Source organism: Pseudomonas fluorescens, from assembly GCF_902498065.1.
In the GTDB taxonomy this organism is placed as follows: domain Bacteria; phylum Pseudomonadota; class Gammaproteobacteria; order Pseudomonadales; family Pseudomonadaceae; genus Aquipseudomonas; species Aquipseudomonas fluorescens_BJ.
Genome location: NZ_CABVIR010000001.1, coordinates 1,537,599 through 1,555,145, shown reverse-complemented (window position 1 = coordinate 1,555,145; position 17,547 = coordinate 1,537,599). Strand labels below are relative to the sequence as shown.

The window sequence follows — 17,547 nt, the reverse complement described above, 5'->3', positions numbered from 1 at the left end:
TCATGACGCAAGCCATTCATAAATTACTGATCGCGAACCGTGGCGAGATCGCCGTACGGATTATCCGCGCCGCCAAAGAATTGGGGATTCCCACCGTTGCCGCGTGCAGTGAGGCGGACGTTGATTCCCAAGCCGCGCGCATGGCTGATGAGGTGCATATCCTCGGCCCGGCCCGCGCCGACAAAAGTTACCTGAACGTCGAGGCATTGCTCGGCGCCTTGAAAGCCACGGGCGCCAACGCAGTGCATCCCGGTTACGGCTTTCTGTCGGAGAACGCCGATTTCGCCGAAGCAGTGGTGGCTGCCGGCGCCATTTTCGTCGGCCCGAGCGCGGAGACGATCCGGCGCATGGGCGATAAAGCCGAGGCGCGGCGCACGGCGCAAGCCGCTGGCGTGCCGGTGGTGCCGGGTTCGCCGGGTGAACTGTTCGACGTTGAATCGGCGCTCAAGGCTGCCGAATCCGTCGGCTTCCCGCTGTTGATCAAAGCTTCGGCCGGTGGTGGCGGGCGCGGTATTCGGCTGGCGGAAAACGCCGAGCAACTGAGCGAAGAATTCCCCCGTTCCCAGCGCGAAGCCCAAGCGGCGTTTGGCAATGGCGCGGTGTACCTGGAGCGGTTTATCAGCCGGGCCCGGCATATTGAAGTGCAGGTGCTGGGCGACGGTCAGCACGCCGTGCATTTGTTTGAGCGCGAGTGTTCGCTGCAACGGCGCCGGCAGAAAATCTTCGAAGAAGCGCCGTCGCCAGTCCTCAGCCAGCAGCAACGGGAAACGCTGTGCGCCAGCGCCGTGCGCCTGACCGAATCCCTGGGCTACAAGGGCGCCGGCACCCTGGAATACCTGTATGACGATGCTACCGGTGAGTTCTTCTTTATCGAGATGAACACGCGGATTCAGGTAGAGCACCCGGTCAGCGAACTGATCACGGGCATCGACCTGGTCCAGGCCATGTTGCGCGTCGCTGGCGGCGAGCCGCTGGGCTTCAAGCAAAGCGACATCCGACTCAACGGCGCCGCCCTGCAAATGCGCCTGAACGCCGAAGACCCGGCGCGGGATTTCTTCCCCAGCCCAGGCGTGGTCGAGGAACTGACCTGGCCGCAGGGCGAGGGCATCCGCATCGACACACATCTGTATCAAGGCTACCGCGTGCCGCCGTACTATGACTCGCTGCTGGCGAAGCTGATTGTTCACGGCGCGGATCGCGCCGAAGCCCTGGCCCGTGCGCGGGTTGCGGTAAGGCGGACCACGCTTACCGGCATGGCCAGCACCTTGGCCTTGCATGGTGAACTGCTGGAACAGCCGTGGCTGCACAGCGCCGACTTTCACACCGGCACCCTGGAAACCTGGCTGGCCGAGCGCTGCAGCGGAGGTGAAGCATGAGTACTCCCATCCGCTACAGCTTTGGCGCCGATGAACATTTGTTTGCCGAAGTCAGCGACAGCATGTCCCTGGACGCGTTCTTCAAAGGTCTGGCCGTCACTCGCGCCGTGGAACGGCTGGCGCTGGATGGCGTGCTCGATGTCTGCCTGGCTAACGCGTCATTCCAGATTCGTTTTGACCCGGATCGCATCGCCCCTCACACCTTGCTCGAAGCGGTAAAAATTGCCGAGGTCGGGGCCGTCGCCGAGCGCACGTTGCAGACGCGGATCATCGAGATTCCCGTGCTCTACAACGACCCCTGGACCCACGAAACCCTGATGCGTTTTCGCGACCGTCATCAAGACCCGAGCGCCACGGACCTGGAATACGCCGCACGAATCAACGGTCTGGCCGACGTCGATGCATTCATCGCGGCCCACAGTGGCGCGCCGTGGTTTGTCTCGATGGTCGGCTTCGTTGCCGGGTTGCCATTCATGTTCCAGATGGTCGAGCGCGAGCGTCAGTTGCAGGTGCCCAAGTACCTGCGCCCGCGCACCGACACACCGAAATTGACCCTTGGTCACGGCGGTTGCTTTGGTTGCATTTACTCAGTGCGCGGCGCCGGCGGTTATCAGATGTTTGGCGTCACGCCCGCGCCGATCTACGACCCGCAACAGAACCTCGCGTACCTGAAAGAACACATGGTGTTTTTCCGCCCAGGCGACATCGTGCAGTTCAAACCGATGGACCGTGAAGCCTACGACTACGCGGTGGCCGAAGTGGAAGCCGGTTGCTTTGATCTGCGGATTCGTCCGGTGGAGTTTTCTCTGGATGCGTTCCTCGCCGATCCCGTTGGCTATCCCAAGTCGTTGCAGGAGGTGTTGGCATGATCAAGGTCCTCAAACCCGGCCTCGCCACTTCGGTACAGGACCTGGGCCGCGAAGGGTATTACCACTTGGGGATTCCACCGTCCGGCGCACTCGATCAATACGCCTTAAGCGCGGCCAATCAACTGGTCGGCAACCCGGCCGGTGCGGCGGCGTTGGAATGCACGTTGCTCGGGCCGGAGCTGGAGTTCCAGCAGGATGCACTGGTGGCTGTCTGCGGCGCACACATGACGCCACGGGTCGATGGCGTGGAAATGCACCACGACACCGCGTTCACGGTGAAAGCCGGGCAAGTGCTGCGCTTTGACTTTCCCAAGGCTGGTGCCCGCGCTTATGTGGCGGTGGCCGGCGGCCTTGATGTGCCGGTGGTGCTCGGCAGTCGCTCCACCTATGCGCTGGGCGCGCTCGGCGGTTTTCAGGGGCGACGCCTGATTGCAGGCGACGAATTGCCGGTGGGCATCGCCAGTGGCAAGAGCCGCGCCGGGGCCAGTTTGCCCATGGCGTTACGGCAATCATTGGGTGGCGAAATCACCCTGCGGGTGGTGCCCGGTTTGTACTACCACCGCTTGACCGAATCGGCGGCGAAGAGCTTTTTCGCCGAGCCGTGGACGGTCGGTTCGGAAGCCGACCGCATCGGCTATCGCTTCAAGGGCGGCAGCGCGCTGAGCTTTCAGCCCCGGGAGCAGCCGTTCGGCGCCGGTTCCGATCCGTCGAACATCGTCGACAGTTGCTACCCGATCGGCTCGATCCAGGTGCCCGCCGGGCTCGAACCCATCGTGCTGCACCGTGATGCGGTGTCCGGTGGCGGCTACGCGATGATTGGCACGGTGATCAGCGCCGACCTCGACTTGATCGGCCAGATGCAACCCAACCAGAAGGCCCGCTTTGTCGCGGTAACCCTCGAAGAGGCGCTGGAAGCGCGACGTTCCTATAAGAAAAAACTCAGCTGCCTGAGCAAGCTGTTCCCTTCCTGATTCTGCCCGCCGTCTAGCGCGGGCCATGCCAAACGGTACGCCAACGCCGCACTTCGGTGCGGTGACGGCTGCCCGCGCTTCAACCTTTGACTGGTTTTGGAGTTCACGCATATGGCTGCTTTATCGCAATCGAGTCAAACCGGGCAAGACCCGGCGCATCATCCTGTTCCCACCGAAGCGCGCATGGGTCGACTGTCGCTGACCATGGCCTGGTGGGCGGTGTGCAGTGCGATGTTTTACATCGTGGTGGGTGCTTCATTGGCGTTGTCGTTCGGTGCGCGCAATGCGCTGATCGGCATGGTCCTGTCTGTGATCAGTTATGGACTGGTCAACAGCGTGCTCAGCCGTTTTGCGATTCGCAGCGGCTTGTCAGTGGCGTTGTTTTCACGGCTATTGTTCGGCAGCACCGGGGCGTGCCTGGCGACGTTGATTTTCTTCTCGACCGCGATCTATTACGCGGTGTTCGAAGGTTCGGTGATCGCCGTCGCGCTCAATCACCTGTACCCGGAACTGGTCTATCCGCTGGCGGCATTGGCGGTGGTGCTCTACAGCGTGCCGATGATCCTGGGCAGCGTGCAGCACTGGCTGGACAAGCTCAACGGCGTGTTGCTGCCGGTGTACCTCGGTGGTTTGCTGGTGGCGGTGGGGGTATCGATCAGCCGTTATGGCTACCAGCCGCAATGGCTGGATTTCGGCCCGGCAACGCCTAGTGCATTTGGCTGGTGGGATTGTTTTGTCGCCTACATGGGCGTCTGGGTGTTGATGCTGTTCACCTTCGACTATGCGCGTTTCGGCAAGCCTGAAGACGCCGAGTACCACGGTCGCTGGAACTTCGGCATGCCGTTCTACGCGGTGACGTTTCTGCTCAACGGTGCGGCGGGTATCTATCTGGTTAGCAGCATTCCCCATGAAGGCGCCTTGAACGAAGTGTCGGTGGTCATGGCGATCCTGCAATTGATGGGCCTCTGGGGATTGTTGTTCGTATGGGCCACGCAAACCCGGATCAACACCGCCAACTACTACCTGGCGACGATGAACATGCAGGCGTTCTTTGCGCGTTTTGGCGTGCGCGGTTCGTACCTGATGTGGGCGCTGGCGGTCGGGGTGATCGTGTACGGGCTGATGCTAGCCGATGTGTTTTCCTACCTGCTCAAGGCCCTGGCTTATCAAGGCATTTTCGTCGTCGCCTGGGTCGGCGTGGCGTTGGCGCAGATACTCTGTGGCCGTAGTGACGTGGCCGCGCTCGAACGGGTGGTCGCGTTTAACCCGGTGGGCTTGACGGCGTGGTTTGGTGCCACCGCTTTGGGGCTTGCGTTGATGTTTTTCGGCGGCAGCCTGAGCAGTTTTTCCGCGCCATCTACCGTGATAGTTGCATTTGCCTTGCAAGCAGGCTTATCCCATCGAAGCCGGTTGCGGTTACGGTTGGCAGAGTAGAGTTTTTCATGCACTCATCCTTGTACCCGCCTGTCCTAACAGGGTAGAGCGGGTAATGGAAGCCTCATTACGAATTCGCTGATGGATTTTCCAATGACTGCTTCTGGCCCAGAGTGTGTAAAAACGCCTTCGCGACCCCCTGCTATGATTTCTGAGGATTTCATCTCAGGGATCGCCCATGAAGCGCTTTATCCAAGGTGAACATCGAGGCCAAGGCACCTTACTTCCCGAGAGCCTCGACGACTACGTCAGCGATACCAATCCGGTGCGTGTAGTCGACGTCTTCGTCGACGAACTCGACCTGGTCTATCTGGGTTTTGAAGGTGCCATTTCAACCGATACTGGCCGGTCGGCTTACCACCCCGCGATCCTGCTGAAGATCTACATCTACGGCTATCTCAGCCGCATTCAGTCGAGCCGACGTTTGGAGCGAGAAGCTCAACGCAACGTCAAACTGATGTGGTTGACCAGGCGTTTAATGCCCGATTTCAAGACCATTGCCAACTTCCGAAAACACAACAGCAAGGCCATCCGAGGCGCCTGTCGCCAGTTCGTTGTGCTGTGTCAGCAGTTGGGACTGTTTGGAGAACATCTGGTCGCCATCGATGGCAGAAAATTCAAAGCAGTTAACAACCGCGACCGCAATTTCACCAGCGCCAAACTGAAGCGGCGCATGGAAGAAATTGAATCGGAATCTTTGAGATCCACTGCCGACTGGGCTTGATACAGTTTGGTCCTAACTGCATCGATCTTTTGAGCCGCAGTTGTGATGCCGGATTTAGAAAGTCCATGAGTGCCAGAAAGCGGACTCACCACGGTAAGCATGCAGTCCATTGCAGTCGTCGCCTTCCCGTAGTTCAGTGATTGGATTATGAACTCGTAGCGCTGGCCATAGATCGATGAGCCTGCCGCTATTGCACCACCGGTATAGACAGTGGAGGTCGACTTAACCAGACCCCAATGACACCGATGATGCTCCCGCCTAGGGTTATGTCTGTAGTCGCGTTTTTTTGCACGGACAAGTTCGTTTTTGACCATCAGGTAGTGGTCGCGATAAACGAGAAGATTCAGTTTCAGGTCATGCTGAGTCTGTGGTTTGCCAGAGGGGAGGCCAAACTGCCAGGTCGTTTAGGGTTGGCTTCGCGCTCAGTGCGTTCCTAAACAACCACTTTCCCAGCTTCATCTTTTTCTTCACCCTGTTGCTGTAAAACCGAATCCTTCTCTGTCGGTGTTGACGCCGACGCCGAATTGACCCACGTGCCGATGCAAGACTGCCCCACCTCCAACCGGAACAAATTCAGCACAGGCAATGGTTCGCAAGGAATCAGACTGGGTCAGTGAAATGTCGGCAACTGGGTCAATTCGGCGGCGGCGCCAACACCAACAAGATTCTTGCAGCATCTCGTGCAGGAGGCAGGCCAAATACCCGCGCGTAATCGCGGCTGAACTGAGTCGCGCTTTCATAGCCGACCTCGAAAGCAGCGCTCGTGACGCTCTGGGCATTGACCACCATGAGCGTGCGAGCCTGTAGCAATCGAACCCTTTTTTGATACTGCAACGGGCTTAATGTGGTTACGGATTTGAAGTGGCGGTGGAAGGCGGACACGCTCATCGCCGCCTTTTGGGCAAGGGTGTCCACTCTAATGGACTGGGCGAAATCTCGACGAATGCACTGAATGGCCGTACTGACTCGGGCCATGGCGGTATCCGGAGCCGCGATCTCCCGCAGCATCCAGCCGTGTGGACCTTGCAGAACCCGGTACAGAATCTCCCGTTCGTAAGCGGGGGCGAGGGCGGCTATATCCTCAGGTTTGTCCATCAATCGCAACATGCGTACCCAGGCGTCCATCAATTCGGGCGTGACGGCGGCTACCGAAAATCCTGCATCGTTATCGTGACGCCCGGAGGGCTTGGGGAGGTCGGCGAGAAGCGACGACACCACTATCGGGTCAAGTGTCAGACTGACCGCGAGATAGGGCTCGCCGGAAGAAGCGGGGTGCACTGTTCCCACCGCTGGCAACTCGATGGACATCACGAAATATGTCGCCGGGTCGTAACGCAGCGTGCGGTCGCCGACGGTTATCGTTTTGCTGCCTTGCAGGATCAGGTTGATCATCGGATCGTAAACGGCGGCCAGCATGTGCTCAGGAACTTTGCCCTGGACCATGGCCACGCGTGGGATGCCCGTTTCGGTGCGGAGGTTCTGGGCCTTGGAAGCCAAGGACCGTAGCTCGATCAGTTGATTGTTCATGGGGGCATGCTGATCGCAGGAGGGTGCCATGCGCAAGCAAAAAGCAGAAACAGGCAGGTTTTGAGTAGGAACGGCTGCGCTCTTACGCAGCATCATGGTTACTGTGATGGCTCATCTGATCAACAGTGGAGAGCATCCCATGAGCGTTATCCTTATCACCGGAGGCAGTCGTGGCATCGGCGCCAGCGCGGCCGAACACTGCGCCCAGCGAGGCATGGGGGTTATCCTCACGTACAAAAATAATCCGCAGGCTGCCAATTCAGTTGTCAGTCGTATCAAGGCCGCCGGGGGCAAGGCCGCCGCGCTTGAGCTTGATGTCGCCGATATCGGCAGTTTTGAGACGTTTCGAGAATCGATACTGCAGACCTTACAGGCGACGTGGAACGTGACCACCCTCAGTGGTTTGGTCAACAACGCAGGCTATGGTCTGTTCAACCCTCTTGAGTCAGTCACTGAGGCACAGTTTGATGGCCTGCTGAACGTGCATCTCAAAGGGCCGTTTTTCCTCACCCAGTCGTTGCTTCCTCTGATGGAGACTGGCTCCAGTATCGTCAATCTGACCAGTGCAACCACCCGCGTGGCGACGGCGGGCGTGGCGCCTTACGCCGCCTTCAAGGGTGGGCTGGACGTGCTCACCCGTTACATGGCTAAAGAGTTTGGTGATCGGTGCATACGTGCGAATTCGGTCTCGCCCGGTGCGATCCGCACCGAGTTGGGCGGTGGTCTGAACGCCGAGTTCGAGGCGCTGCTTGCTTCGCAAACAGCCCTCGGCAGGGTGGGTGAGCCGCAGGATGTTGGCCGCGTTATCGCCATGCTGCTTGGCGAAGAGGGGCGCTGGATCAATGCTCAAACGATTGAAGTCGCGGGCGGCTACAGCATCTGAATCAGCAACTGAACAAGCGAGGCTATCCCATGCTGGATCACATCTTTGTTTCTGTGAGCGACATCGAGCGCTCCATCCGTTTCTACGACGCAGCGCTCACTCCGCTCGGAATTACCGCGCGACTCGATTACGACGGCAAGGATGGTCCCCCGGGTCACCCCGATCTCAAAGGATTTGGTGCTGATGGCCGAATGTTTTTCTGGTTGCGCGAGGGCGTTGTGGAGGGGCGAGCTGTGCACGTTGGATTCGTGGCGAGCAACAAAGCCGAGGTTGACGCTGCCTACGCCGCCGCCATGGCGAATGGTGCTAGCGACAACGGTGCCCCTGGTGCGCGTCTGCATTACGACCCGAATTATTACGCCGGCAACGTCCTTGACCCCGACGGTTACAGCCTTGAATTCGTTTACAAGAATTGGCAGCACGCGCAATGAATACTCTGCTGATTTACGGTGCTACAGGCTATACCGGCCGCATGGCGGCAGAACGCGCCAAAATGTTGGGGCTGAACTTCGAGATTGCCGGGCGCAATGCCGAACGGTTGCAATCCCTTGCCACGCTTCTGGATGTTCCTTACCGAGTCTTCACTGCCGATGATCGAGCAGAGCGCTTTATGGGCGGTATCGACACGCTGCTGAACTTTGCGGGGCCTTTCGCGCAAACGGCTGAAGCGCTGATGCGCGCATGCATCAACGCCGGGGTGAACTATCTGGACATCACGGCCGAGATCAACGTTTATCGCCTCGCGGAAAGCTTGGGTGCTCAGGCCGCGAAGTCAGGCGTCATGCTGATGCCTGGAGTCGGCTGGGACGTCGTGCCAACTGACTGCCTGGCCGTGCATGTCGCGCGTCGTGTACTACAACCGCACTCGCTGAACATTGCACTGCAGGTCCCAGGTTCCATGTCGCGGGGTTCCGCAATGAGCGTCGCTGAAATCATTGGCGCCGGCCTGTTGGCGAGAGTCGACGGCCAGCTCGTTTCGACGCCGGATGCGCAGCCGCGACACTTCGATTTTGGTGATGGCCCGGTCCTGTGCCTACCACTTTCCTTCGGTGACCTGGTGACAGGTTGGCATTCGACGGGGATTCCCAATATCGCGATGTTTGTACACCTCTCTGGAGACGCCTTCCCCGAGGGTGATCTATCGCAACTGCCGGATGGTCCGAGTGTTCAGCAACGTGATGCTCATCGCGCTCGTGCAGTAGCTGAGGTGTCGGGGGCTGACGGTACGGTAGCACGGTCGATGATCGAGACCGTCAACGGTTACTCTTACACGCCACTTGCCGCCGTTGAGGCCGCGCGACGGGTATTGGGCGGCGAGCGCAGGCCAGGTTTTGAAACGCCTGCGCGGTTGTTCGGTGGCGGATTCGCCGAGACTATCGCGGGTACGACAGTCAGCGATTTCGAGCGCTAAATCCGTCCCATAGTGGCTTTGATGCGGCATATTCACCGCACTGGCGTTTATCTTCAGGAGGCTGATAGCGGGTGGAAATGATCCTGAGTTCAATCCGCCTTGCGTCGATCGGCGCCGTCAGGGTTGCCGCTATCAACCAGCCTTCTCTCCACCAAAATATTCTGCAATGCCTCACGAGCTGCCGGGTCTAGCTGATGTTCTCTTTCCTTCAGCTCCAGCAAGATCGGGCTGGACCAGGTGCGGTAGGTTTTTTCCGCCTCACGAATGGGTGTCATGTGTTCCTCCTTGATCAGTCGCCTGCCCACATCGTCGGCGCCGCCTCGATGCGATAGAAAACATAGCTGAGGAAAGCGTTTACCGCCAAAAACGAAATGCATACGGTGCGATTGAACTTATCGTCAAATAGTCTTTTCGGCGTTTTCTGCCTATCTAATCTTAAGGTTCTGTTTGCCTTATAAAAAAATAATAGGTGAAGTTATGATCAGGCTAATGACGGTCCTCTCTGTAGCGTTGTTTTTAGCAGGATGTTCTTCAAGTACTCACACTCCCAATGATGCCCATTCGCCTGCGCCAACAAGTGCGAAACAGCTTAGCGGCGATGAGATACAGCAGGTTTTGATAGGCCGCAAACTTCAAAGCCGCACCGAAAAGGGTGATTCTTTCTGGGAAACCCTGAGCCCTGGCGGGGCTGCAGCCATCAAGATCGCGGATTACCCTGAAGCAAAAGGCAGTTGGACGATTGCCGGAGATGTGATCTGCGTGACGTATAAGGAATATGGAAAGGAGTGCAATACCGTACGCAGTGATGGTGTTTCAATCTGGCTCATCGATGAGTCTAAAAAGACCACGAACAACAAGTTCAGTGCGCATTAGATCAGTTCTGCCTGATGCACACTGACGTAATCCGTTGCTTAAATCATGGGGCCAGCGGCTGGGCCGAGTGAACGCGCTTCAGCCGCCGAACCTGCCTAAACGAATGGTTGTCCGGTAAAGCCTCGGGGCAACCGTTGCAGCCCGGCCATGGCGGTAAGCCGCTCGACCCATGCTGCGCGCCAGTCATTGGCCGTGTGAGTGACTTTGGCTTTGCGTGCGGCACGGCGTGCCGCGTTGCGTTGGTCTTTGCGTGCATCCTTGAATGCATCGGTGTTTCGGCAGCTTCTGCATTTCACCCGGGTCAGTTCAGTGGTTGAGGTGAGTTTGCTGCCCTTGTGACCGCAGGCCAGATGCCCGGCAACTTTGAAGTGAGTAACCATCAGACGCCTCCTTCGTGACGTGTGATTGTTAGACCCCCCGCGAGTGATGACGTTCGTTAACCGAAAAAAGGCAAAAATAAGGCCCGCATGCGGGCGGGCCAAGGGGTGTTTCAAAAGGAGTAGGGCCACTGTAGGCGGTGAGATGTGAAGGCAGTGTGAAATGGTCGGGCAAAAAAAATCCCGGTACGGGCCGGGTGTGGGATTCAGCAGCAGGTGATCAGGCAAGGACGCACCCGGTGACGATCATCGTCGCCGTTCATGCGTCCTGAAGCAGGTGGCGCGCGCGTGTCCGAAGTCCAGATTGAATCATCTGAACCGCGGTAGGGGCGGCTCGACAGGTTTGAGCGACGACAGCGTATTACGAATCAGTGGCGCGTCTTTCTCGATGTCGTTCAGACGATCACGAATCCTCAGGGCGGTCGGATGCCCGCCTTGATGATCGACCCAGTCGGCGATTTCCTTGCACGCCGCGGCCAAGCGAGCCTGGCGCGAGTCAAGCAGGGTCAGCAGGGTGGTGATGGACTCTTTTTCGGACATGGCAAACACCTCCGTTCAAGAAACCTGGCAATGGCAGCAAAAAGCCCGCAAGAAGCGAGCTTTCTGCCGATGGGTGCGCTGTTCCCTCAGCCATTTTCAGTATAGACCCGGACTTTAGCCTTGTCGGGCCGTCATTTGCGATCTGGCATTGAGCTGATGACACACGCGTCGGGCGTCTTCCTCAAGATCGTAACCGTCACCGATGAAGCCGTGGGTCCGGGTATCGGCGATGCGATACCAGATGGCAGCGTCAGGTGGTTGATGATCGACTTCCCCGGCTCTGCGGCCATGAACGATGATCCTGTTGCAACGCTTCACAACGAAAATGTCTTCCATGGCGTCACTCGAAGCTAATTCTTGTCACAACAACTATAGAAGCCATTTGTAATCACGCAAAAAATGCAGAGGTCAGTTCGTCGGTTGAGTCGCCTCTATCATCTTCTCCAGATACATCGCCAGACTGACTTCCTCGGCCCTCAGGCCTTTGCGTGTTCTGGGGCGCGGTAACTGGGCCAATGCCCCCAGCAGGAAACCCTCGAGCACCGCCGGGTGGATGTAGCATTTGCGACAAACCGCCGGGGTGTTGCCGAGTTGCCTGGCGACGCTCTTGACCATCTCCACCACATGCCGCTTGGCGTCCGATTCGGGCTCCCACTGCAAACCGCGCAGCACCGACAATGCCAGCGCACTACCCGCCCACGTGCGGTAATCCTTGGCAGTGAAGTCAGCGCCGGTGAGGGTTTGCAGGTATGCGTTGACGTCGGAGGAACTGACGGTGTGCCGCTCACCGTTTTCATCCAGATACTGAAACAGATTTTGCCCGGGAATTTCCTGGCAGCGCTTGATGATTCGTGCAAGGCGCCGGTCTTTCACGGTGATCTGGTGTTCGACACCGCTCTTGCCACGGAACTGGAACCGGATTGCACTGCCGTTGATCTCGACGTGACGGCTGCGCAGGGTGGTCAGCCCATACGAGCGGTTGTCCCGGGCGTACTGCGTGTTTCCGACCCGAATCAGCGTCGCATCGAGCAAGGTAATGACCGTGGCCATGACTTTGTCGCGGCTGAAGCCCGGCGCCGCCAACAGCGTTTCAAGCTGTTTGCGCAGTTTCGGCAGGGCGAGCCCGAAATCCCGCAGGCGCGAGTATTTGTCGGCATCGCGCACTTCGCGCCAGCGCGGGTGATAACGGTATTGCTTGCGACCCCGGGCATCACGGCCAGTGGCTTGCAGGTGCCCGCGCGGGTCGGCACAGATCCACACGCCAGTGTAGGCGGGGGGCACGGCGAGGGCGTTGATGCGTTTGATCTCCCCCGGGTCGGTGATGCGCTGTCCGTCCGGGTCGAAGTAGCAGAACTTGCCGCGCAGTTTCTTGCGGGCGATGCCGGGCTGGTTGTCATCGACATAATGCAGGTCCGGTGGCAGCACATCAGTCAGCGCGGAATCGGGCATGGCGGTAGTCCTTGGCGACGAATCAGGGGCCGTTACAGCCATTGACCGCGCGCCGATGCAGTGGTGCCAGCGGATTTACGCCAGCACCGCCACCGCTTTGATTTGCGCCCAGAGCGGCTGGCCGGGATGCACTTGCAGCTGGTCCCGGGAATAGCGGGTGATCCGCGCCAGCAGCGGCGTGCCGGCCGCGTCGAGACGGATCAGCACATGGGCGGCGTTGTCCGCGCCCATTTCACTGATCACGGTCACCGGCAGGCGGTTGAGGATGCTGCTTTGTTCGACGCTGTGCAGGCTCAGGCTGACATCGCGTGCCTGAACCTTGCAACGCAGCGCCTGGCCGGCATCCAACGGCGTGTGCGCCACACGGATGTTCAGAGCGGTGCCGGGCAGTTGCAAGGTCAGCAACTGATAGTCGGCGTCGTAAGCACTGACGTGGCCTTCGATCACCACGCCGGCGTCATCGCCCAATGCCAAAGGCAAATCGAGCCGAGCCAGCGTTTCACCAATAGGCCCGCTGGCCAGGGCTTTGCCGTTGCTGAGCAGGACGATGTGGTCGGCCAGCCGCGCCACTTCATCCTGGGAATGGCTGACGTACAGCACCGGGATGTCCAGTTCATCGTGCAACCTTTGCAGGTAGGGCAGGATTTCGCTTTTGCGTTGCGAATCCAGCGCCGCCAGCGGTTCGTCCATCAGCAACAGTTTCGGACTGGTAAGCAGGGCGCGGGCGATGCCGACACGCTGTCGCTCGCCACCCGACAGGTGCTGTGGGTGGCGGTCCAGCAGATGACCGATACCCAAGAGTTCCGTCGCGTGATCCATGTCGACCCGGCGTTGGTGTCTGGGGATCCGTTTGAGGCCGAACTGCAGATTCGCCAGCACCGACAAGTGCGTAAACAGACTGGCTTCCTGGAAGACATAACCGATCGCGCGTTTGTGCGGCGCGACGAAAAGCTTCTTGTCGCTGTCCTGCCAGACTTCATCGTTGACCTGGATAAATCCTTGTTCGGCCCGTTCCAGTCCCGCGATGCAGCGCAAGCACGTGGTTTTGCCCGAGCCGGAATGACCGTAAAGCGCAGTGACGCCACGGCCGGGCAGTTGCAGGTCCACATCCAGGGCGAACCCCGAGTATTTCAGCTTCAGGCGCGTTCGAATCATCGATCAGCTCCAGCCCGCTTTGGTTTTGCGGCTGGAGTAAAGCGCCAGCAACACGGCAAACGAGAACACCAGCATCGCCCCGGCCAGCCAGTGGGCCTGGGCGTATTCCATGGCTTCGACGTGATCGTAGATCTGCACCGAGACCACGCGGGTCTTGTCGGGGATGTTGCCGCCGATCATCAGGACCACGCCAAACTCGCCGACGGTGTGGGCAAAGCCGAGAATCGCGGCGGTAATGAATCCCGGTCGGGCCAGCGGCAGAATCACGCTGAAAAAAGTGTCCCAGGGATTGGCGCGCAAGGTCGCCGCCACTTCCAGCGGGCGGGTACCAATGGCAGAAAAAGCGTTTTGCAGCGGCTGCACCACGAACGGCATCGAGTAGAGCACCGAGCCGATCACCAACCCGGCAAAACTGAACGTCAGGGTGCCGAGCCCGAGCGATTGAGTGAAGTGGCCGACAAAGCCGTTAGGGCCGAGCGCCAGCAACAGATAAAAACCAATCACTGTCGGCGGCAGCACCAGGGGCAGGGCGACAATCGCCCCGACCGGGCCCCGCAGCCAGGATTGGGTGCGCGAGAGCCATAACGCAATAGGGGTGCCAATCACCAGCAGGATAACCGTCGTCAGGGACGCGAGTTTCAGGGTCAGCCAGATGGCGGAAAAATCGGCACTCGTCAGCGTCATTTAGAGTTGATAACCATAGGACTTGATGACAGCAGCGGCTTTCGGACCTTTGAGGTAGTCAACCAGTGCCTTGGCGGCCGGGTTGTCCTTGCCTTTGTTGAGGATCACCGCGTCTTGTTTGATCGGATCGTGCAGGCTGGCTGGAACGATCCACGCCGAACCGCTGGTGACTTTGCCGTCTTTGTAGATCTGCGACAAGGCGACAAAGCCAAGTTCTGCGTTACCGGTTGAGACAAACTGATAAGCCTGAGTGATGTTCTGCCCTTCAACGATCTTGTCCTTGACCTTGTCGGTCAGGCCCAGCCTGGCCAGAACCTGGGTGGCAGCCAGGCCATAAGGGGCGGCTTTCGGGTTGGCGATTGACAGATGCTGATACTCGTTCTTTTTCAGCACATCGCCCTTGGCATCGACGTAACCTTCTTTAGCCGACCACAATGCCAGGGTGCCGACGGCGTAAGTGAAACGCGAGCCCTTGACGGTGTCGCCTTCGACTTCGAGTTTTTGCGCGGTGGCGTCGTCTGCCGAGAGGAACACCTCGAACGGCGCGCCATTCTTGATCTGGGTGTAGAACTGGCCGGTTGCACCAAAGGAGGTGACCAGTTTGTGCCCGGTGTCTTTCTCGAAATCGGCAGCGATCGCCTGGATCGGCGCGCTGAAGTTGGCCGCGACGGCGACCTGGACTTCGTCCGCCTGGGCCGCGCCGATGGCGAATACAGCGAGCAGGCTTGCGAGGCACCCAGGGGCAAAACGTGAGGCACGAATGGTCATGAAACGGCTCCGTGGTAGGCAGGGGCAGCGAGGGACGAAAACGCTATATAGCGGAATATATAGCGAATTGCCTGCAAACGGAATGTGTTGAACTCGATTGCATTGCGGCGAGGCTCCCTCGCTGCTGGTCTTATGCCTGCCGGTGCAACAGTTTTGCCAATCCCTCTTGCGCCAGATGCCGCGTCAACTCCGCCGTCGTCATCTCCACCCCCAACGTAAACGCCTGCCCGGCCCAGAGGTTGCTGAAATCCGCTTCGCCCTTGGCCCGCAACGGCATCAACGCCCCACCCGCCAACGGGAAGGCCGGTGCTTTATCGCAGATCGGTCCGAGCTCGCGCATCACGCGATTGAGAATCCCGCGCGCGGGACGGCCAGTGAAAATGTTGGTGACGGCGGTTTCGCTTTCTTTGGCCGTGCGCAACGCCTTGTGATGGGAGGCGCTGACCTTGGCTTCCGGCGTGAACAAATACGCCGTGCCCACTTGCACAGCGGATGCGCCCAGCAGAAACGCCGCCGCTACGCCTCGCGCATCGGCAATGCCGCCAGCCGCAATCACCGGCACTTTCACTGCGTCGACAATCTGCGGCAGCAGTGCGAAAAGCCCCACCTGGCTGTTCAAGTCGTCGCTCAGAAACATGCCCCGATGGCCGCCGGCTTCGTAGCCCATTGCGATGATCGCATCGCAGCCATGCTGCTCAAGCCAGAGAGCTTCGTCGACGGTTGTTGCCGAAGACAGCACTTTCGCCCCTGTCGCCTTGACACGATCCAGTAGGGATTTTTCAGGCAGGCCGAAGTGAAAACTCACCACGTCGGGACGACATTCTTCGATCACTTCACAGGTCGCGTTATCGAACGGCGCGCGATTGGACACGGGCGTCGGCGCGTCGAAATCCACGCCGAGTTCGCGGTAGTAGGGCTCCAACAGTTTCTTCCAGTCCCGAGCGCGTTGCTCATCGGCCGCAGGCGGTTGATGGCAGAAAAAGTTGACGTTGAACGGGCGCTGGCTGTGTTGGCGAATGGTCTTCAATTCTTCACGCAATTGCTCGGTGCTCAGCATGGCCGCGGGCATCGAGCCCAGGCCGCCGGCATTGCTCGCGGCGATCACCATGGCCGAACCGGTTGCACCCGCCATCGGGGCCTGGATGATCGGCAGTTCGATCCCTAGCAAATCAATCATTCGGGTGTCTGGCCATTGGCTCATTTCAAAGGTTCTCCGGCATCAAAAACAGGGCAGGACGGTAGAACAGGATTTGTATCAGCAAAGCGGCCCGAGACCAACGAGTTGTAGCGGGTAGATCGTCAGTTTTATAGCGCCGCTGCTCAGCGCCTGCGGCCAGGTCGGGCTCGTGGGTGCCTGCGATGCAGTATTGGCTTAAGGTCGAGTAGGGCAAAATGTTGCCGTGTGTTATTTCAACTGCACCACAACCCAGTGATTTAGTAGGAGATAGCAATGTTCCAAGGCATTTTGATCGACAAAGACGACAGCGGTTACCGGGCCACACTGCAAGAGATCAATGACGATCAACTGCCCGAGGGCGATGTGACCGTGCGTGTGGCGTACAGCACGCTGAACTTCAAGGACGGTCTGGCAATTACTGGCAGCAGCCCGGTGGTGCGAAAATTCCCCATGGTGCCGGGCATTGATCTGGCGGGGACTGTCGAAGTCAGTGGGCATCCGGACTACAAGGTCGGTGATCAAGTCGTACTCAATGGCTGGGGCGTAGGCGAAGGGCATTGGGGCGGGTTGGCACAGAAGGCGCGCCTGAATGGCGATTGGCTGATTCCGCTGCCTCGGGAGTTCACCGCCGCCCAGGCAATGGCGATCGGCACGGCCGGTTATACGGCGATGCTGAGCATCCTTGCGTTGGAACATAACGGTGTGACGCCTGAGCAGGGTGACGTATTGGTCACAGGCGCCAACGGCGGTGTAGGCAGTTTCGCCATCGCGCTGTTGAGCAAGCTCGGCTACCGGGTGGTCGCGTCCACTGGCCGCACCTCCGAACACGACTACCTTAAACAATTGGGTGCCAGCGACATCATCGATCGCGCGACGTTGTCCGAGCCGGGAAAACCGCTGGCCAAGGAGCGTTGGGCGGCCGTGATCGACTCGGTCGGCAGTCACACGCTGGCCAACGCCTGTGCCGGCACGAAAGCCAACGGCACTGTCGCGGCATGTGGCCTGGCACAGGGCATGGACTTTCCGGCCTCTGTCGCTCCGTTTATTTTGCGTGGTGTGACCCTGGCCGGAATCAACAGCGTGACCCAACCCAAAGCCAAGCGGGTATTGGCCTGGAACCGTCTGGCCAAGGATCTGGACTTTGCCTTGCTGCCGCTGATCAGCCATGAAATCGGTTTGAGTGAGGCGATCGAAGCTGCACCGCGATTGCTCGCCGGTCAGTTACGTGGCCGTGTGGTGGTGGATGTAAATCGCTAACAGCGAAAATCGCAGCACTGCGCCAGCGCCTGCACAGTCCGCAGGCGCTGGCGCAGGCTGCGATCTTTGGAT

Annotated in this window: 19 protein-coding genes and 1 pseudogene; 10 read left to right on the top strand and 10 right to left on the bottom strand. The window is 59.2% G+C overall.

Annotated features, from left to right (window positions below):
- Nucleotides 1–2: 2 nt before the first annotated feature.
- From F8N43_RS07315 to F8N43_RS07295, 5 genes and pseudogenes are all read left to right on the top strand, one after another.
- Nucleotides 3–1,376 carry an acetyl-CoA carboxylase biotin carboxylase subunit gene (locus F8N43_RS07315; protein ID WP_150653488.1) on the top strand — a complete coding sequence of 458 codons (1,374 nt, stop codon included), beginning with the start codon at nucleotides 3–5 and terminating at the stop codon, nucleotides 1,374–1,376.
- The gene (locus F8N43_RS07310) at nucleotides 1,373–2,245 is read left to right on the top strand and encodes a 5-oxoprolinase subunit B family protein (protein ID WP_150653487.1); all 873 of its coding nucleotides are present in this window, start codon (nucleotides 1,373–1,375) and stop codon (nucleotides 2,243–2,245) included. The genes F8N43_RS07315 and F8N43_RS07310 overlap by 4 nt, the downstream gene beginning before the upstream one ends.
- Nucleotides 2,242–3,216 carry a biotin-dependent carboxyltransferase family protein gene (locus tag F8N43_RS07305; RefSeq protein ID WP_150653486.1) on the top strand — a complete coding sequence of 325 codons (975 nt, stop codon included), beginning with the start codon at nucleotides 2,242–2,244 and terminating at the stop codon, nucleotides 3,214–3,216. Before F8N43_RS07310 ends, F8N43_RS07305 begins: the two co-directional genes overlap by 4 nt.
- 111 nt (nucleotides 3,217–3,327) lie before the next feature.
- Nucleotides 3,328–4,650 carry a purine-cytosine permease family protein gene (locus F8N43_RS07300; RefSeq protein ID WP_150653485.1) on the top strand — a complete coding sequence of 441 codons (1,323 nt, stop codon included), beginning with the start codon at nucleotides 3,328–3,330 and terminating at the stop codon, nucleotides 4,648–4,650.
- A 178-nt stretch (nucleotides 4,651–4,828) separates the two neighbouring features.
- Nucleotides 4,829–5,341, top strand: a pseudogene (locus F8N43_RS07295) (transposase); the annotation flags it as partial.
- Nucleotides 5,342–6,007: 666 nt separating this feature from the next.
- On the opposite strand, the gene F8N43_RS07290 reads toward F8N43_RS07295, so the two are convergent.
- The gene (locus tag F8N43_RS07290; RefSeq protein WP_191630107.1) at nucleotides 6,008–6,901 is read right to left on the bottom strand and encodes an AraC family transcriptional regulator; all 894 of its coding nucleotides are present in this window, start codon (nucleotides 6,899–6,901) and stop codon (nucleotides 6,008–6,010) included.
- A gap of 139 nt (nucleotides 6,902–7,040) precedes the next feature.
- Between F8N43_RS07290 and F8N43_RS07285 the strand changes: the two genes are divergently transcribed.
- The 3 genes from F8N43_RS07285 to F8N43_RS07275 are packed head-to-tail and all read left to right on the top strand — an operon-like array spanning nucleotide 7,041 to nucleotide 9,195.
- On the top strand, nucleotides 7,041–7,784 hold the full coding sequence (locus tag F8N43_RS07285; RefSeq protein WP_150629889.1) for an SDR family NAD(P)-dependent oxidoreductase: 744 nt from the start codon (nucleotides 7,041–7,043) through the stop codon (nucleotides 7,782–7,784).
- Between the two features lie 29 nt (nucleotides 7,785–7,813).
- Nucleotides 7,814–8,215, top strand: coding sequence for a VOC family protein (locus F8N43_RS07280; RefSeq protein ID WP_150653484.1), 402 nt, complete (start codon nucleotides 7,814–7,816; stop codon nucleotides 8,213–8,215).
- On the top strand, nucleotides 8,212–9,195 hold the full coding sequence (locus F8N43_RS07275) for a saccharopine dehydrogenase family protein (protein ID WP_150639048.1): 984 nt from the start codon (nucleotides 8,212–8,214) through the stop codon (nucleotides 9,193–9,195). The genes F8N43_RS07280 and F8N43_RS07275 overlap by 4 nt, the downstream gene beginning before the upstream one ends.
- Nucleotides 9,196–9,284: 89 nt before the next feature.
- Here the strand turns inward: F8N43_RS07275 and F8N43_RS07270 are convergent, their stop codons facing one another.
- On the bottom strand, nucleotides 9,285–9,470 hold the full coding sequence (locus F8N43_RS07270; RefSeq protein ID WP_150629886.1) for a hypothetical protein: 186 nt from the start codon (nucleotides 9,468–9,470) through the stop codon (nucleotides 9,285–9,287).
- 214 nt (nucleotides 9,471–9,684) lie between these two features.
- On the opposite strand from F8N43_RS07270, the gene F8N43_RS07265 reads away from it, so the two are divergent.
- A complete protein-coding gene (locus F8N43_RS07265) occupies nucleotides 9,685–10,068 on the top strand; it encodes a hypothetical protein (protein ID WP_150629885.1) in 384 nt (127 codons plus the stop codon).
- A 95-nt stretch (nucleotides 10,069–10,163) separates the two neighbouring features.
- Here F8N43_RS07265 and F8N43_RS07260 read toward each other — a convergent pair whose 3' ends face one another.
- The 8 genes from F8N43_RS07260 to F8N43_RS07225 form a co-directional block, all read right to left on the bottom strand.
- Nucleotides 10,164–10,448: a hypothetical protein gene (locus tag F8N43_RS07260; protein WP_150629884.1), complete on the bottom strand. Its 285-nt coding sequence runs from the start codon at nucleotides 10,446–10,448 to the stop codon at nucleotides 10,164–10,166.
- 306 nt (nucleotides 10,449–10,754) lie between these two features.
- Nucleotides 10,755–10,985, bottom strand: coding sequence for a hypothetical protein (locus F8N43_RS07255; RefSeq protein WP_150629883.1), 231 nt, complete (start codon nucleotides 10,983–10,985; stop codon nucleotides 10,755–10,757).
- A 114-nt stretch (nucleotides 10,986–11,099) separates the two neighbouring features.
- Complete coding sequence (locus F8N43_RS07250; protein WP_150629881.1) at nucleotides 11,100–11,321, bottom strand: hypothetical protein; 222 nt, start codon at nucleotides 11,319–11,321, stop codon at nucleotides 11,100–11,102.
- Nucleotides 11,322–11,393: 72 nt separating this feature from the next.
- A complete protein-coding gene (locus F8N43_RS07245; protein ID WP_150653483.1) occupies nucleotides 11,394–12,434 on the bottom strand; it encodes a DNA topoisomerase IB in 1,041 nt (346 codons plus the stop codon).
- 75 nt (nucleotides 12,435–12,509) lie between these two features.
- Nucleotides 12,510–13,589 (bottom strand): molybdenum ABC transporter ATP-binding protein, encoded by a 1,080-nt coding sequence (gene modC, locus F8N43_RS07240; protein WP_150653482.1) that lies wholly within the window; start codon nucleotides 13,587–13,589, stop codon nucleotides 12,510–12,512.
- A gap of 3 nt (nucleotides 13,590–13,592) precedes the next feature.
- A complete protein-coding gene (gene modB / locus F8N43_RS07235) occupies nucleotides 13,593–14,273 on the bottom strand; it encodes a molybdate ABC transporter permease subunit (protein WP_150629875.1) in 681 nt (226 codons plus the stop codon).
- Nucleotides 14,274–15,041: a molybdate ABC transporter substrate-binding protein gene (gene modA, locus F8N43_RS07230; RefSeq protein ID WP_150653481.1), complete on the bottom strand. Its 768-nt coding sequence runs from the start codon at nucleotides 15,039–15,041 to the stop codon at nucleotides 14,274–14,276. It lies immediately after the preceding gene.
- A 130-nt stretch (nucleotides 15,042–15,171) separates the two neighbouring features.
- Nucleotides 15,172–16,242: an NAD(P)H-dependent flavin oxidoreductase gene (locus tag F8N43_RS07225; RefSeq protein ID WP_150653480.1), complete on the bottom strand. Its 1,071-nt coding sequence runs from the start codon at nucleotides 16,240–16,242 to the stop codon at nucleotides 15,172–15,174.
- Between the two features lie 249 nt (nucleotides 16,243–16,491).
- Between F8N43_RS07225 and F8N43_RS07220 the strand changes: the two genes are divergently transcribed.
- Nucleotides 16,492–17,475: an MDR family oxidoreductase gene (locus F8N43_RS07220; RefSeq protein WP_150653479.1), complete on the top strand. Its 984-nt coding sequence runs from the start codon at nucleotides 16,492–16,494 to the stop codon at nucleotides 17,473–17,475.
- The last annotated feature ends 72 nt before the right edge of the window (nucleotides 17,476–17,547 follow it).

What these genes read in the sequence shown, in the direction of transcription:
- F8N43_RS07315 (WP_150653488.1), top strand. Translation starts at nt 3, where the DNA reads ATGACGCAAGCCATTCATAAATTACTGATCGCGAACCGTGGCGAGATC.
- F8N43_RS07310 (WP_150653487.1), top strand. Translation starts at nt 1,373, where the DNA reads ATGAGTACTCCCATCCGCTACAGCTTTGGCGCCGATGAACATTTGTTT.
- F8N43_RS07305 (WP_150653486.1), top strand. Translation starts at nt 2,242, where the DNA reads ATGATCAAGGTCCTCAAACCCGGCCTCGCCACTTCGGTACAGGACCTG.
- F8N43_RS07300 (WP_150653485.1), top strand. Translation starts at nt 3,328, where the DNA reads ATGGCTGCTTTATCGCAATCGAGTCAAACCGGGCAAGACCCGGCGCAT.
- F8N43_RS07290 (WP_191630107.1), bottom strand. Translation starts at nt 6,901, where the DNA reads ATGAACAATCAACTGATCGAGCTACGGTCCTTGGCTTCCAAGGCCCAG.
- F8N43_RS07285 (WP_150629889.1), top strand. Translation starts at nt 7,041, where the DNA reads ATGAGCGTTATCCTTATCACCGGAGGCAGTCGTGGCATCGGCGCCAGC.
- F8N43_RS07280 (WP_150653484.1), top strand. Translation starts at nt 7,814, where the DNA reads ATGCTGGATCACATCTTTGTTTCTGTGAGCGACATCGAGCGCTCCATC.
- F8N43_RS07275 (WP_150639048.1), top strand. Translation starts at nt 8,212, where the DNA reads ATGAATACTCTGCTGATTTACGGTGCTACAGGCTATACCGGCCGCATG.
- F8N43_RS07270 (WP_150629886.1), bottom strand. Translation starts at nt 9,470, where the DNA reads ATGACACCCATTCGTGAGGCGGAAAAAACCTACCGCACCTGGTCCAGC.
- F8N43_RS07265 (WP_150629885.1), top strand. Translation starts at nt 9,685, where the DNA reads ATGACGGTCCTCTCTGTAGCGTTGTTTTTAGCAGGATGTTCTTCAAGT.
- F8N43_RS07260 (WP_150629884.1), bottom strand. Translation starts at nt 10,448, where the DNA reads ATGGTTACTCACTTCAAAGTTGCCGGGCATCTGGCCTGCGGTCACAAG.
- F8N43_RS07255 (WP_150629883.1), bottom strand. Translation starts at nt 10,985, where the DNA reads ATGTCCGAAAAAGAGTCCATCACCACCCTGCTGACCCTGCTTGACTCG.
- F8N43_RS07250 (WP_150629881.1), bottom strand. Translation starts at nt 11,321, where the DNA reads ATGGAAGACATTTTCGTTGTGAAGCGTTGCAACAGGATCATCGTTCAT.
- F8N43_RS07245 (WP_150653483.1), bottom strand. Translation starts at nt 12,434, where the DNA reads ATGCCCGATTCCGCGCTGACTGATGTGCTGCCACCGGACCTGCATTAT.
- modC (WP_150653482.1), bottom strand. Translation starts at nt 13,589, where the DNA reads ATGATTCGAACGCGCCTGAAGCTGAAATACTCGGGGTTCGCCCTGGAT.
- modB (WP_150629875.1), bottom strand. Translation starts at nt 14,273, where the DNA reads ATGACGCTGACGAGTGCCGATTTTTCCGCCATCTGGCTGACCCTGAAA.
- modA (WP_150653481.1), bottom strand. Translation starts at nt 15,041, where the DNA reads ATGACCATTCGTGCCTCACGTTTTGCCCCTGGGTGCCTCGCAAGCCTG.
- F8N43_RS07225 (WP_150653480.1), bottom strand. Translation starts at nt 16,242, where the DNA reads ATGAGCCAATGGCCAGACACCCGAATGATTGATTTGCTAGGGATCGAA.
- F8N43_RS07220 (WP_150653479.1), top strand. Translation starts at nt 16,492, where the DNA reads ATGTTCCAAGGCATTTTGATCGACAAAGACGACAGCGGTTACCGGGCC.